Origin of the sequence: Mycobacterium sp. IS-836, assembly GCF_001954275.1 — a bacterium.
GTDB lineage: Bacteria > Actinomycetota > Actinomycetes > Mycobacteriales > Mycobacteriaceae > Mycobacterium.
Genome location: NZ_MBEU01000003.1, coordinates 82,477 through 96,839 on the forward strand (window position 1 = coordinate 82,477; position 14,363 = coordinate 96,839).

The 14,363-nt window shown below is 65.5% G+C and carries 11 protein-coding genes; 3 read left to right on the forward strand and 8 right to left on the reverse strand.

All coding sequences use genetic code 11. The features are described 5' to 3' along the window. Window positions 1–32: 32 nt before the first annotated feature. Window positions 33–1,316: an enolase gene (locus tag A5747_RS01475; protein ID WP_076121796.1), complete on the forward strand. Its 1,284-nt coding sequence runs from the start codon at window positions 33–35 to the stop codon at window positions 1,314–1,316. 13 nt (window positions 1,317–1,329) lie between these two features. On the opposite strand, the gene A5747_RS01480 is transcribed toward A5747_RS01475, so the two are convergent. The 5 genes from A5747_RS01480 to A5747_RS01500 form a co-directional block, all read right to left on the reverse strand. Then, entirely contained in the window at window positions 1,330–4,191 is a 2,862-nt protein-coding gene (locus A5747_RS01480) for an ATP-binding cassette domain-containing protein (RefSeq protein ID WP_076121913.1), read from the reverse strand. Between the two features lie 201 nt (window positions 4,192–4,392). Beyond that, window positions 4,393–4,725, reverse strand: coding sequence for an Imm63 family immunity protein (locus A5747_RS01485; protein WP_076121797.1), 333 nt, complete (start codon window positions 4,723–4,725; stop codon window positions 4,393–4,395). A gap of 104 nt (window positions 4,726–4,829) precedes the next feature. Beyond that, window positions 4,830–5,207: a hypothetical protein gene (locus tag A5747_RS01490; protein WP_076121800.1), complete on the reverse strand. Its 378-nt coding sequence runs from the start codon at window positions 5,205–5,207 to the stop codon at window positions 4,830–4,832. Between the two features lie 2 nt (window positions 5,208–5,209). Next, complete coding sequence (locus tag A5747_RS24495) at window positions 5,210–7,072, reverse strand: hypothetical protein (RefSeq protein ID WP_076121802.1); 1,863 nt, start codon at window positions 7,070–7,072, stop codon at window positions 5,210–5,212. Window positions 7,073–7,075: 3 nt separating this feature from the next. Further along, on the reverse strand, window positions 7,076–7,384 hold the full coding sequence (locus A5747_RS01500) for an RNA 2'-phosphotransferase (protein WP_076121804.1): 309 nt from the start codon (window positions 7,382–7,384) through the stop codon (window positions 7,076–7,078). Window positions 7,385–7,719: 335 nt separating this feature from the next. Here A5747_RS01500 and A5747_RS01505 point away from each other — a divergent pair, with 335 nt between their 5' ends. After that, window positions 7,720–8,226: a peptidoglycan recognition family protein gene (locus tag A5747_RS01505; RefSeq protein WP_076121806.1), complete on the forward strand. Its 507-nt coding sequence runs from the start codon at window positions 7,720–7,722 to the stop codon at window positions 8,224–8,226. 1 nt (window position 8,227) lies between these two features. Continuing rightward, window positions 8,228–8,692 carry a GAF domain-containing protein gene (locus A5747_RS01510; RefSeq protein ID WP_076121809.1) on the forward strand — a complete coding sequence of 155 codons (465 nt, stop codon included), beginning with the start codon at window positions 8,228–8,230 and terminating at the stop codon, window positions 8,690–8,692. On the opposite strand, the gene A5747_RS01515 is transcribed toward A5747_RS01510, so the two are convergent. The 3 genes from A5747_RS01515 to A5747_RS01525 are packed head-to-tail and all read right to left on the reverse strand — an operon-like array spanning window position 8,682 to window position 14,355. Beyond that, window positions 8,682–10,019 carry an adenylate/guanylate cyclase domain-containing protein gene (locus tag A5747_RS01515; protein ID WP_076121811.1) on the reverse strand — a complete coding sequence of 446 codons (1,338 nt, stop codon included), beginning with the start codon at window positions 10,017–10,019 and terminating at the stop codon, window positions 8,682–8,684. The two genes, A5747_RS01510 and A5747_RS01515, sit on opposite strands and share 11 nt — an antisense overlap. Window positions 10,020–10,028: 9 nt before the next feature. Further along, entirely contained in the window at window positions 10,029–11,192 is a 1,164-nt protein-coding gene (locus A5747_RS01520) for an aldose epimerase family protein (RefSeq protein ID WP_076121814.1), read from the reverse strand. 10 nt (window positions 11,193–11,202) lie between these two features. Further along, window positions 11,203–14,355 carry a cytochrome P450 gene (locus tag A5747_RS01525; protein ID WP_076121816.1) on the reverse strand — a complete coding sequence of 1,051 codons (3,153 nt, stop codon included), beginning with the start codon at window positions 14,353–14,355 and terminating at the stop codon, window positions 11,203–11,205. Window positions 14,356–14,363 lie beyond the last annotated feature (8 nt).

The window sequence follows — 14,363 nt, forward strand, 5'->3', positions numbered from 1 at the left end:
ATGAGCAAGCCAAGGGGCGTACCGGAAGGCCCGTGATGCGAATCGCGTCCGTGATCGCCCGCCAACTGCTGGACTGCAAGGCTCGGCCGTTGGTCGAGGTTGAAATCACCACCGATACCGGCCATGTCGGTCGCGGCGCATCGCCGACGGGTACCTCGGTCGGCGTGCACGAGGCCTTCGTCCTGCGTGACGGGGACCGGGCCGAATACGACGGGCTAAGCGTGCACCGCGCCATTTCCGCCGTTACCGACGAAATCGCCCCCGTTCTCGTTGGCTCGGAACTCGACGACCCGCGGTCCCTGGACCGGGTCCTGATCGAACTCGACGGCACGCCGGACAAGCGTCGGCTTGGCGGAAACGCGATCTACTCCACCTCGGTCGCGCTGCTGCGCGCGGCTTCGGCCGCGGCGGGCATGCCCACCTACACCTACGTCGGCGCGCTGCTGGGGCTCGAGCCGCCCACCACCGTGCCGATGCCCAGCTTCAACATGATCAACGGCGGCCGTTACGGCGATATCTTCCAGACGTTCAACGAGTTTCTCGTCGTGCCCTATCGGGCCGGCTCGATCCAGTCGGCGGTAGAGGAGGGCGTGAGCTTGTTCGGTGTGCTCGGCGAGACGCTCGCCGAGCGGTATGGCCGCGCGCCGCTTGTGGCGTCGTCGTACGGGTATGTCGCGCCCTCCAGCGACCCGCGCGTCGTCCTGGAAATTCTGGCCGAAGCGGTCCAGCGCGCCGGTTGTGCCGACGTCATGGCATTCGCCCTGGACTGTGCGTCCGGCGAGGTGTACGACAAGGCCTCTCAGACATATGCGTTCGACGGTGAGCGGATGAGCGCGGATGCCCTGATCGATTACGTCCGTGGGCTTTCGGAGGAATTCCCGATGTTGTTCGTCGAGGATCTGCTCGACGGCGACGACTGGGATGGGTTCGCCGACGCCGTTCGGAGCATCGACCGTTCGATCATCCTCGGCGACGATCTGATCGTCACCAACCGCGACCGCTTGGAGTTGGCGGTAAAGATGTCGGCCGTTGACGGTTTCATTCTCAAGCCCAATCAAGTCGGGACTATCGCGGAGGCGCTGGACTGCTGGGAGTACGCCTCGCACAACGGGATTCTGGCCATCCCGTCGGGGCGGTCGGGCGGGGTCATCGACGACGTCGTGATGGACCTGGCAGTGGGATTGGGGGCGCCGTTTCAGAAAAACGGCGCGCCGCGGTCGGGCGAGCGCATCGAGAAGCTCAACTTTCTGCTACGCGCGGCAGAACGCATCCCGAATTGTGCGCTGGCGGACGTGCCGGCCCTGGTGAGGTTCTGAGCGCGCTTGGGCTTTAGACGCCCAACACCAGCCCCGCCGTCACGGCGGCCGCACACGCCGCCGAGACGATCGAGAGCGCCACCCAGTCGGCCCGCTTCGGCCGCGAAGGGCCCGCCGAGATCTGGCCGGTGCCGCCGCGAGCGGTGATGGCGTCGCCCATCTCGTCGGCGCGCCGCAGCGTCACGGTGATGACCGCGACGACGAGGTCGATCACGTCTGCCGCCAGCCGCCGGAGCCGGGCCCCGCGGGTTCGCGGTGTGTCTTTGGGCCGCAACCGGCGCGCGGCATAGAGCACGCGGAACTCGTCGATCAGCATCGGGAAAGTGCGCAATGCGAGTCCCAGTGCCACCGCCCAATCGTCGACGGGGATCCGCAATGGTCGCAGCCGACGGCCCAGAGTGGCCACCGCCGGCGCGATTTCGGCAACATTGGTCGTCCACGACACCAGCGCGCCCAGGCCGAGCAACACGACCGACAGCGCCGTCAGGCGCAGGAAGTCCAACAGACCGCCAAGGCCGAGCGACAGCGCGCCCACGTGAATCTGCGGACTACCGCCGGCCAACGCCGCGGTGGCGGCGACGACGGCAAGCAGGATCGGAAGCCAGCGCGGCACCGACGGCAGCGCGCCTCTGGGAATGCGCGCGAACCAGGCGCCCCCGAGAACCAGCGCGGCGACGAGTCCGATCGCCACCCACCCCGGGTTGATGGTCAACAACACCGAAATAGCGGCAACGGCAAGCAGTTTGGTGCCGGCCCACAACTCGTGCACGGCGGAGCGTCCGGGTACCGGGCGCAACAGCACGACGGGACGCCGCTGGCGGCTGGTCAGGTGCTTGGCCGGTGGGGCGGCCGTCTCGTTGGTAGCCCCCGCACGCGGCGACGCCGATTCCAGCCGACCGTCTCGCAGGTGCAGGATGCGCGGGCACAGATCCTCCAGGCCGGCGAAGTCATGCGAGATGACCACCACGGTCAGACCGGTCTCACGCCGCCGATCCGCGAGTAGGCGCACCAGTCCGCGCTGGCTGGCCGCGTCGAGGCCCGCCAGTGGCTCGTCGAGGACCAATACCCGTGGCGACCGGGCCAGCAATCCGGCGAGCACCACCCGGCGCATCTGGCCGCCGCTGAGTTGGTCGATGCGCCGCTTCGCCAGGGCAGCGTCCAGGCCGACGGCCGCCAGCGCCGCGGTCACCCTGTCGTGATCGTCTGGTGAAAAGCCCGCCGCCGCAGCAACTTCCAGGTCAACACGGCTGCGCATCAACTGTAGTCGGGCAGCCTGAAATTGGAGCGCGACCGCGCCAACCTGCTCCGCGGCGGGGCGCTCGTTGACCAGACACGTGCCGGTGGTCGGCACCGTCAACCCGGCCATGATCCAAGCCAGCGTCGACTTGCCCGAGCCGTTGTCGCCGTGGATCAGCAGCCCGTCGCCCTCGTGCACCGAGAAGCTGATGTCGCGCAGCGCGGTCTGCGCCCACGGGGTGCCACTGCCGTATTCGTGGCCGACACGGTTGAGTTCGAGCACCGGCGCGTTTGATCGGTGTACGACGGCGGCTGTCGGCGCCGGCGCCCTTGCGGCTTCGACCATTGCGGTGTTGTCCGCCGAGTCGCTGAGGTCGATGGTGCGGTCGGCGTGCTCGGCTTCGTTGTCGTAGTGGGTGATGTGCACCAGGGCAGTTCGGTGGCGGTCGGTCAGACCGGACAACACGGCGAGCAGTGCGTCGCGGCCGCGCTGGTCGACCATGCTGGTGACCTCGTCAGCGATGAGCAGTGCGGGCTCTCGCGCCAGCGCCGCGGCCACGGCCAAACGCTGCAGTTCACCGCCGGACAGACCGCCGGTGTCGCGTTCGGCGAGGCCGGCCAGCCCGACCTCACCGAGCAACCGTTCGATATCAATGCTCTTGCCGGGCGGCAATCCCCAGACCACGTCGTCGGCGACCCGCGTGCCGAGCACCTGGCTTTCCGGGTGTTGCATGACGACCGCGGTGCCGCCGAGTTCACCGAGTCCCACCGCGCCGGGGCGTTCGACGGTGCCCGATGTCGGCTCGCGGCCGGCCAGGATCAGCATCAGTGTGGTTTTCCCCGAACCATTGGCACCGGTGACGGCCACATGTTCGCCCGCCCGCACGTCCAGGCTGACCGCACGCAACGCATCGCGGTCAGTGTGCGGGTAGCGAAGGCGCACGCCGTCCAGCCGCACCGGGATCGGCTCGATCGATCCGGAGCTGATCGGCGCATCCAGTTTGTGCACATCGGGAATTCCCCGCAGCCGCAGCAGCACTCGCGACAATGCCCACCAACCGATCAACGAGGCACCCATGATCGCAATGACCGCGTATCCGACAATGAGCCACTGCCAGTACTGCAGCGCGTCGGCGAAGAATTGCTTGAGGCCCTGCGCGAACGCCTGCAGATGCGGCACGCGCGTGATCGCCCTCGCGACACCGTCCACCGTGGCGGTGATCGTGTGGAAGATCAGCTGCCTAAGCCGCACCAGGAACGTCAGCGCGACGACCACCGTGACGCCGACGGCAAGACCGGCGCCGAAGGACGTCGCGAGCACGGTCGGCGTGCCCCGGCGGCGGCGTTTCACTATTCCGGCCAGTCCGCCGACATAAGCACAGAGGGCGACCGCCCCGAACCCGCTCATGCCGACGACCAGGAAGCCGATCACACTCGCGGCGACGGTCGCGGTGATCAGAACGCGGATCCGGTAGCGATAGCTGAGCAGTCCCATCGGCACGGTGCCCAGCAGTCCTAGCGCCCCCGCGTGCGGAAGGATGACCGCGATGATCGCTATCGCGGCGCACAGGGCGCCCATCACCGCGGCGTGCGCCAGCTCGGCGGGCCGCAGCGATCGAGCCGGAGCACGTCCGCTCATCGGTCGCGTGTGACAGTCGTCGGTGTCATCCGGAACATGCGCCCAAACCAGTTGCCTCGTCACCTAATCGAGACCTCGACGCGTGCGCCTGGCGGGCGAAAAAGTCGCTGTAAACATGGGAGCGCCAGGGTATGGATCGACCGCTGAGAAGCCGCTGAGAAGGCCATCTTGCGACAGCGCGGCCCCGAGAGATGGGGCTTACTAAAGCGGTTCGCCAATGTCGGGAAGCAAGGCAATATCCTCTGGCTGGCCATTCCGAAACCTTGCGGCTGTCTCCCGGACACTTCTTTTTGCCCAATCAGGATTGATGTGGCTCAGCACCTGGTACTCGTATTTGAAGCGTTCGGCTCGATCCCCCACGTATTTGGCCGCCGCACGCGTGACAACGCCTTCGCAGTACCAGTAGAGAACGTCATCGAGGTTGCCTACCCGGTCGAAGCCGAGCTTCCCTCGCTCGTAGAACGTGAAGTGGTATGAGCCGTCGTCGGCAACATAAATATTCAGGCCGTCGTTGGTTAGGAAGCCGACCGGCATGGGACGAACGCCTAGCGCTGCCGACAACCGATTTATCTCAGCCTGGAGTTCATCAGCTTTACCCATAAACTATTCCGCCGCCCACGGCTCTATTGCTTGGTCCCCTACAGCAGCGCATTATGGGCACCTTCAAAATGTACTTCGAAGAGCGCTTTGAGCCAGGACATCACTACGTCGTCGTTGGCATCCAATCCTGGCGTCTTTAAATCATCATGTGCGCCGCTAAGCAATAACATGAACTTCCATTTATCTGAATGGTTCAGGAGACCGAACTCGTTCGGCGCGTCAAGCGGCGCGAGCATAAAATCTATCCCGCCGTCCCGCGCTGACCAACAAATCTGAAGTTTGCAGTCTTGGCCACGGTAGTAGACCGCCCAAGCAGGTCGACCTTGATATGTCGCAGCATCACATATTTCGTCAAGCTTTAAACCAGCACGCGACAACGTCGGCTCCAAAAACCGGTCCACCTCAGCTGGTTTCATAGCTAGCCGCCTCCCTTGTATACCCAGACATTCCCATGCTGCTCGTACCCGTACGCCGCGGCGTTGCCTTTCAAGAAGTTGATCTCTAGTGCTGAGTAAGATCGCCTTTGCACATCGGCTAGCTGTTCGACGCTATCGAAACCCTTGGGCAAGACGAATTCGATGCGGGACACGCCGTTCTCCATTTGGGTGCGGAGGAACTGTTCGTTGACTGGCCACACCAGGCTTTGTTGTTGTGTATCACTGATACCGCTGGTGAGGGACTCCCAGGCTTCGTCGCCGGTATCGAAGTAAATTCCGCCGTGCCCTCTGCCTTCGCCGATGTATCCCCCGTCCTGACCACCGAACTTGCCCAACACAACTCGATCTGGGTTATCGCCTACGTAGTGAGTCGACATGTCAGCGAGTTGCCGGCTGAGGTCTGCGGTGGGCCCTCCGTGCGCGAATGCGGAATTGAGATCCGCCGCTGCCCCGTCTGCCCACGGGTTGTAACCGAAGGGGTGGTCGAGGCCGATCGGTGCATGGGGTGAAACCGCTGGACCTGTGTCGAGCACACCAGGGCCAATGTCGCCCAGTCCCGCCTTAACAGCTGCACCCTCTCCGCCGAAGAGCAGGCCGGGCAGCGTGGTGGCAGCGTCGGAGGCTTTGCCGCCGAGATAGTAGGCCGCGCTGGGTGAGTCCAACGCGTTCTTGACTTCCCCGGCCACCGCGCCAATCGGGTTTTGCGCCGTCTCGACGGTGCCCTTCAGCATCTGCGTCCATGACTCGAGGACACCGGGCGCTCCAGGTCCTCCTTGCCCGAGGAGGTTCTTGATCCCCTGTTCGGTCGCAAACCAGCGGTCGCCGAACCCTTCGCCAAATCCCGGTGGCGGCGCGGGTGGTGGTTCGGGGGGGACGTAGTGGGGCCCGCCGGTCGCGATCCATTGCTGGGCCTGCTGCAAGTAATCGTTTAGTCGTGGCTCGATCTGATCGGGCGGTACACCGTCGTGGCGCAGCATTCCGCGGATGATCCCCTTGACGTTCTCCAATTCCGCGGGCTTTGGTGGAGGCGGCAGTGCACCAGGCACAACCGGTTGCTGAAGCCGTCTCAGTAAGTCCAGCGGGCTCCCGGGGGGAGGTTGCTGATCACCGGCACCGGGCAGGTCGTTCTTGCCGGTCGGCAACAACAGGTCCTCAAGCGACGGCGGCTTGCCCCCGGCGCCCGCGGGACTCGGCGGGCCCTTCGGCGGAGTGCCGCCGGGCTCGGAATCGCCAGCACCACCGGGCAATACCATGTCCTGCCACGTTTTCGGCTTGCCCTCTGGCGCGGGCTTCGGTGGGCCTTGCGGCGGCGCGGCGCCGCCCGGCTGGACCCCGGCGGCATCCAGCGGTACGTCGCCGACGGACGCGCCGACCGCGGTGGCAAGCTCGTGGTCGGCGTTGTGGGCGTGCACCTTGCAGGCGTTGAGCTCACTTTGCAATATCTGCAGCTCCTGGGCGAGGTCGATCCGATTCGTCCCAATTCCGTTGGGGCCCACGTCGATTCGCCAATCCGGCGTGATGGACCAGCCGTTAGCCTGAGCGGCCCGTTCGACGTCATCCAGCTCGCGCTTGCACGCACCCACATCCGACTCGGCGTGCGACACCGCCGCCGCCACCCGCTGCGATTCCGCGCCATCCGCCTCGATGTCGCGGCGAATCTTGCCCACGTCGGCGCGGAAAGCGTCCCCAGCTTCCCCTTGCCATTCGGCGAGGACATTGTGGGCCTGCTGCAGGCTGTCTCCCAAGCGCTGCAACGTATTAGCGCGTCCGGTGGCCGTCTGGAACACCGAGTGAATCGCGTTGAGATCCCAGCGCTTGACGTCGGCAGGAGTCAGGGGCGCCACCCGCTACTCCCGTCCCTGCACCGACCTGAGCGCCTGGGCTGATGCGTCCTCGTTCTCGACGAAGTTGACCATCGCGTCGCCCACGTGGATCCCCAAACCGCCCACCTGGAGCTTGTGCTGATTGTGTCGGGCCTCCCACCGAGCCGCGAGCTCGGCCAGCGCGAGCTGTGAGGACCCGACCCAGCCCGGCGCGGCCTCGGCCAGCCCGTCCTCGTGGCTGACGAAGTCCGAAGCGGCCTCACCGACCGCGTTGAGGATGTGGTTGCTGCCCACATGCAACGCGACGGGATCTACTTTTAACTCATCGGCCACGACGGCACCCTTTACTGATGACGGCACTGCGCAGTGAAGCTTAGCCCGTTTGGCGAGGCCACGCCCCTCACCTCACCTGGTCAGACCCTCGTATCGTGAAGGCGGTGTGTGAGCCAGCGCCCGGCCGACCCGATGTGCGGCCGGACATCGTCAGCCGCCGTCAGCTGCTAGGGCTGGCCGGCAGCCTCGGCGTGGCGTCTATGGTCGGCGCCTGCTCGAGTTCTACACCGTCGAGCGTCAAGCTGACCGCTTCCACTTCGGCGCCGCTGCTATGCCGAGACGCGTGGGGCGCGCGCCCGGCCCGCCCCGGAGGAAAGCCCCACACCGTCACCCGCATGACCCTCCACCACGAGGCCGTCGTCCTCGGTGACAACCGCAACGCCCCCGGCCACCTTCGACAGGACCAGCGGTACCACCAAGACCAGCACGGATGGATCGACATCGCCTATCACGTCGGCGTCGACCGCAATGGCAACATCTATGAACTGCGGAACACCGAGTTGGCGGGCGACACTGCAACGGACTACAACACGACGGGCCATTTCCTGGCCCTCTGCGAAGGGGACTTCGATCAGGAGGCTGTGTCGGAGGCCCAGCTGCGCGGAGCCGCTCTGGCGTTCGCATGGGCCGCGCGGAACTTTGGCATCGCGACCGACACATTGGCGGGTCACCGGGATCTAGCCCAGACTTCTTGCCCGGGCGCGAGCCTGTATGCCCACCTCACCTCGGGTGACCTCAAGCGCCGCGTCGACGATCTGCTGGCCGCGGGCGGTGTAGACCTCCAGCGCTTCTGCGGACCCGACGCCGCCGCACGAGTCGCGGCTATCGAAGCGGGCACCTGAAGTGGTCGGCGTCTACCGCGCACCGATGCGATCCCGCACCGATGCCGTGGATCCGCAGGCCGCCATCGACCGCGCTCGCAGGCTCGGCGTGTGCGGATTCGGGGAGAGGGTAAGTCAGCCGGCCGAAGAGGAGCGCCTCTTCCGTCGGGTCGCCCGATTCGCCGAGCTCGATCACGGCTCGTTCGTGTGGACCCGCGACACCCAAGGGTGGTTCTGGCTAGGCCGCATCTGCGGGCCGTACCTCTACGACGCCGACCAGACCGCTGCAGCAGTGGATTTGGTGCACATACGACCCTGCGAATGGCTGCCCGTTCCTTTACTGGAGCAGGATGTGCCGGCCGCTGTCGTTGCCACATTCCGTCGGGGCGGACGGAACTTTCAGGAAATCCACCACCCATCGATCGACGGTGAGACACAAAGGATTTGGAATGCACGGACAAACCAGTCCACAGAGTTCAATCCTTGACGCCGAACAGCCCCCACTCGCCCGCTACACCTTTGAGGACGTGCTCTCCGCGATCGGCAAAGCTGAGGCCCGACCCGGCGACCAGGTCGACGACGATGCGCGAGACGAGGACCTCGCCCGCTTCGGCCGCCGCGGCCACGCGCGCCGCGATGTGGACGGCGATGCCGCTGATATCGTCGTCGCGCAGCTCGACCTCGCCGGTGTGCACGCCAGCCCGCACCTCGAGACCCAGGCTCCGCAGAATGTCGCGGATCGCCATGGCGCACCGGATCGCGCGGGCGGGTCCATCGAACCGGGCGAGGAAGCCGTCGCCCGTCGTGTTGACCTCACGGCCACCGAAGCGCTCGAGCTGGCGCCGCACCTGGGCGTCGTGCCTACCGAGCAGCTCCTTCCATCGCTCGTCGCCGAGCTCGACCGCTCGCTTCGTGGAGTCGACGATGTCGGTAAACAGCACGGTGGCCAGGACGCGTTCGACCGCGGGAACCGGACGGACGCCGGTGAGGAACTCCTCGACCTCGTCGAGCAAGGCGTCGGCGTCGCCCGTGAAGAACAGGTGGTCGGTGCCGTCGAGCTCGACGAACTTGGACCCGGGGATGCGGTCGGCGACGTAACGACCCATCTCGAGCGTGACCATCCGGTCGTCCCGCCGGTGGAGCACGAGCGTCGGCACCTGGATCGCGGGCAACACGTCGCGGATGTCCAGTTGCGGATAGAGCGCGAAGATGTTGCGGACCATGCCCGGGCTGGCGGCCACCCGCTGCAGCCGCGCCCACCACCCCCGCAGGGCGGCATCGCCCCGACGACTCGGGGCCCACGCACCCAGTCCGACGCCTTCGCCCCAGCCCTTGGCGCTTATCTCGATCAACGCCGACAGTTGCTCCTCGGTCACGCCGAGCGGGTAGTCGGGCGCTTGGAGCAGGCGGGAGAACGTGCCGTAGAGGGCGAGCGCCTTGACGCGCTCGGGATGGCTGGCCGTCATCAGCATCGCCATCGTGCCGCCCTCCGAAATGCCCACGAGGCCGGCACTTTCACATCCGGCCGCGTCCATGACGGCGCGCATATCGTCGACGGACTCTTCCAACGTCGACGCGTGCATCACCGGATCCGAGAGTCCGGTGCCCCGCTTATCGAACGTGACGACGCGCCGGAAGGACGCGAGCCGTGAGTAGAAATGGGCGACCGACGGCTCCTCCCACATGAGGTCGAGGTGCGAGATGAAGCCGGGCGCGACGACGAGGTCGGGCCCCTCGCCGATCACCGAGAAGGCGATATTCAGGCCGCCGCTCTTCGCATAGTGGATGTCCGGGGCCCGGCCCGCGACGTTCATGGTCGAACCTTACGCCGTGCTGAAGGCAAAAATCGTTGTCGAATCGTATGTCTGGCCAGGGTTGAGCGTGGTGGTCGGGAAGTTCGGCTGATTTGGCGAATCCGGGTAGTGCTGGGTCTCCATCGTGAATCCCGCCCCCTGCCGGTAGATATGCCCGCTGGTCCCCGTGAACGCCCCACCGATGAAATTGGACGTGTAGAACTGCACCCCGGGCTCAGTTGTGGAGACCGTCAACGCCCGCCCTGTCTGCGGATCCTCGGCCCTGGCCGCCTCCACCAGGCCCGCGTTGTTGCCGCGGTTGATCACCCAGTTATGGTCGTAACCCTGGGCCAGCAACAGCTGCGGGTCATTCGCGGTGATATGCGCGCCGATCGCGGTCGGTGATGTGAAATCGAACGGTGTGCCCTGCACCGGGGCGATCTGCCCGGTCGGGATCTGTGTGGAATCGGTTGGCAGGTAGTGGTCGGCACGAATTGTGACCTTCTGGTCGTAGACGTCGAGCGCGTCCTCACCCGCCAGGTTGAAGTAGCTGTGATTGGTCAGGTTGATCACGGTCGGCGCATCGGTCGTCGCGTGGTAGTCGATGCGCAATTCATTTTTCTGGTTCACGGTGTAGGTGACGGCTGTCGTCAGCGTGCCGGGATAGCCCATTTCGCCCGCGGGACTGACGTATTGGAGCTTCAGGCCCACGCTGTCGCTGCCGTTCTGCTGGCTGGCTTGCCACACCTTCGTGTCAAAACCCGCGCCGCCACCATGCAGGCTGTTGCCGTTATTGTTGATCGGCAAGTGATACTCGGTGCCGTTCAACGAGAATGCTCCCTTGGCGATCCGATTGCCATAGCGGCCGATGATCGCACCGAAGTAGGTTTTGGCGGATCCGGTGTTGTTCAGATAGCCGTCCAGGGTCGCAAAGCCCAGCACCACGTTGCCGACACGTCCCGTGCGATCGGGGACCTCGATCGACTGAATGATGCCGCCGTAGTTCAGGATTCGTACCCGCATGCCGCGCCCGCTGTTGAGCGTGTAGCGGCTCACCAGGGTGCCACCCACCTGGCCGAACGGCTCGCTGGTGATCGAAGGCGGCTCTGCGGGTTTAGTTGTTGCCTTGCTGCATGCCGCCACCCCCGCGACGCCGGCGATGGCGATCAGTTGAAGCAATCTCTTACCGCGCATGCGCGCTCCTTCACCCGGCCCACACGTCCTCGACGTAGTGGTCGGATTCGATGAGACCGTTCAGCCAATCGCGGGCCTGATCGTCGTCCGCACCGGCCCGTGCGCGATAGATGTCGAGGAACGACCCGCGCACCGCCGGCGCCATCCGCGCGCCGTCACCGCACACGTAGACGTGGGTGTCCTTGGCTGGGTCGCCCAACAGGTTCCACACCTCCTCGGCGTCCGCCGCAATACGGTCCTGCACGTAGCGAACCCCATCCTGCGGCGCCCGAGAGAAGGCCGGACGCATCTGCACGATACCGATGGCTTCGGCCTGCTCGAACCGGTCTCGGAATATGTAATCGACCTCCGGGTCACGCACCCCGAAGAAGCACAGCGCAGGCGCGACCGGTGTTCCGGCCTGTTGTGCGGCCAGTCGGTCACCCAGGAAACCGAGGAACGGCGCGACCCCGGTCCCGGCGCTGACCAGGATCACGTTCTTGGCCGGATCGGCACCGGCCCGGAACGCCTGGCGAGCCGGGTCTACGCGCGCCCGAATCACTTGTCCGGGTTGGACTGTCGCGAGGTAGTTGGATGCGACACCTTTGAACAGACCGTGACCGGAACGGGCCGGCGCATCGAGCACACTAACAACCAGTCCTACCGTACGTGGTGACAGCATTGACGACGAGGCGATCGAATAGTGCCTCGGCACCATGGGATCGAGTAGTTCGAGGAGTTCGGCACCGGTGAGAACGCAAGCCGGGTATTCGTCGAGGCACTCCAGCACACTGAGCGGGCAGCCTCCCGGGGCCTCGGCCAGTTCCTTTAGCCGCTCGCGCTCGGAAGGATTGCTGTTGGCCGCCGCAAGACTGCGTAACTGACTGCTGGTCACCGGTTTCCGCAATTCGACGAAGTGCGTGAGCAGTTCTCGTGCGCTGACCTCTCGGTCCAGCGCGATGAGCCGCCGAGAGCTGCGCCGAGGATTGATCGCCAGCCTCAATCCAGGGTCGATGCCGAGCTGGGCCAAAACCGCATCGACCACCTCGGGCGGGTTGTCGGCCATCACCGTGAGGTGATCGCCCGTCTGGTAGTCGACGCCGTCCGGAAGGTCCACGCGGACATTGGTTTTGGCTTGGCCCAGCCCGGGGCTGACCAGTTGGGTGTTCTCGACGATGGTCATCGGGATCACCGACGACCGTGCGTCCATCGCCGCCGTCACCGGTCCGACGATCTGGCGCAACTCGTAAAGCGGTTCGGCCGCGTCCGTGAGCGGCGCGGCGTCGGGGTCGCCGAAGCGTTCGGCCAACGATGACCACAGCCCGGCGGCGAACTCCTCGATCGTGCCGACCATGTCCCCGGAGGTGTCGGCCGCGGCCAGCGGGACCAATCGGTTTGCTCCTAGCTCGCCGAGGCGCTCATCGATGCGCTGCGGAATGGCCTGGTACGTTTCCGCCCAGTTGTGGTCACCAACGCCGAGAACCGCGACATTGGGTGTCGGATTCAGCGTGGTGTTCGCATCGAGCAGCCAGGTGAGGAAGGCGCGCGCATCGTCGGTCGGCTGTCCGTTGTAGGAGGACGCGATGATCACGATGGCCTCGGCTTCAGGGAAACCGCCAACGGCGTCGTCGAGGGGCGCCACTGTCGCCGTGCAGCCCAGAGCCGTGGCATCGTCGGCGAATTGGCGGGCCAGGGCGCGGCAGGTGCCGAGGTTAGAGCCGTGGAAAATGGCCAGCCTGGTGCCGGCCGTGATCGCCGTGGGGTGCGGCTCTGCGGTCTGTCCAGCCGCCGCCGCAATGCCGGATGTGTCGGTCTGGCGGTCCTGCGGCGTGCGCCGGAGTACATCGAGCCGGAATCCGACGGGCCGGCGACTGGTGGGGGTTTCCCATTGCGGCACATAGTGATAGGCGTCGATGAGGCGGTACCGATGTACTACCCGGGCCAGTGCCATGGCCGCCTCATGCAGGGCGAACTGCCGCCCAATGCATGATCGTGCGCCGGTTCCGAAGGGTTTGAACAACGCGGCCGGCCGGGAAGCCGAGCGTTCCGGAGCGAAGCGGTCGGGATCGAAGAGTTCGACATTGTCGCCCCAGTGCGGCTGGCGGTGCAACGCACCGGTGAGTACCGTGACCGCCTCGCCGCGCTTGATCGGATACTGACCGCCGATCACGGTGTCTTCCAATGCCATTCGATCGAAATTCAGCACCGGTGGGGACAGTCGCAGGGTTTCCTCGATGACCTGCCGCAGATACGTCAGCTTACCGATGTCGTCGTAGCCGGGCAGATAGTCGTCTTCGGTTCCGAATACGGTGTCCACCTCGGCCTGCACCCGATGCAGCACCGTCGGATCGCTGACAATGTTGTACAGCGTGTTGGGCATCAACTCCGACGTGGTGAGCTGACCGGCGATCAGGAACGTCAGGATCTGGTTGCGAATGTTCTCCGTTTCCAGCACAGGGTTGCCGTCCGGATCCTGTTGCAGCATCAGCGCCAACAGGTCCTCGAACTCACGATCACCAGATCTATGCTCGGCTATCAGCCCGTCGATGAACGTGTACAAAGTCGTCAATTCTTCGTTGAACAACGGCGTCGGCACTCCAGATCCCAACTCCCCCAAGGCCGTTGTGAAGCTCTGTGGGATCGGAGCCAGGCCCGGGCAGTGGAAAGAGTCGAAGCGCGAACCGAACCCGGCGAGCGCGACGGTGTCCATCGCCAGCTTCTGCAAGTCGGTCGATACATCCACCGGCCCGACTCCGGTGCTGGCGTCCCACCGGTCGATCAGTTTGCAGTTGATGTCCAGCATCGCGCCGTGATAGGCGCGCAAGCCCGCATAACTGAAACCCGGTAACAGGACATCGTGGGCTCGCTGCCAGTTCGGTTCGCCGTAGTAGGCGGTGAACAGGCCGTCACCGGCCAAAGGCCTGACTCGGGCGAGGGTTGCCGTCAGGTTCTTGGCGAAGCGGCTTTCGTCGCAAAGCTCGGTAACGAGCTCCAGCGAGCACGCGTAGAGCTTCCTGACGCCGCCGTTGAAGTCAGCGTAGAACAGCGGCCCGTGCAATTCGCCGAGTAAGTCCACGGCCAACGCGCGGGGACGGCCGATCAATTGATCCGGGCCTGGCAGGGGCCCTTCGGCCGAGGGGACGCCCGGAAGATCCGGCGGCGGCGACGCATGAAACTCGCTCATGCGGGCAG

Bases quoted from the DNA above. Each gene is read 5' to 3' on its own strand.
- A5747_RS01490 (WP_076121800.1), bottom strand. From the start codon at position 5,207: ATGAAACCAGCTGAGGTGGACCGGTTTTTGGAGCCGACGTTGTCGCGT.
- A5747_RS01515 (WP_076121811.1), bottom strand. From the start codon at position 10,019: ATGAACGTCGCGGGCCGGGCCCCGGACATCCACTATGCGAAGAGCGGC.
- A5747_RS01525 (WP_076121816.1), bottom strand. From the start codon at position 14,355: ATGAGCGAGTTTCATGCGTCGCCGCCGCCGGATCTTCCGGGCGTCCCC.
- A5747_RS01505 (WP_076121806.1), top strand. From the start codon at position 7,720: ATGACCCTCCACCACGAGGCCGTCGTCCTCGGTGACAACCGCAACGCC.
- A5747_RS01480 (WP_076121913.1), bottom strand. From the start codon at position 4,191: ATGAGCGGACGTGCTCCGGCTCGATCGCTGCGGCCCGCCGAGCTGGCG.
- A5747_RS01520 (WP_076121814.1), bottom strand. From the start codon at position 11,192: ATGCGCGGTAAGAGATTGCTTCAACTGATCGCCATCGCCGGCGTCGCG.
- A5747_RS01485 (WP_076121797.1), bottom strand. From the start codon at position 4,725: ATGCCGGTCGGCTTCCTAACCAACGACGGCCTGAATATTTATGTTGCC.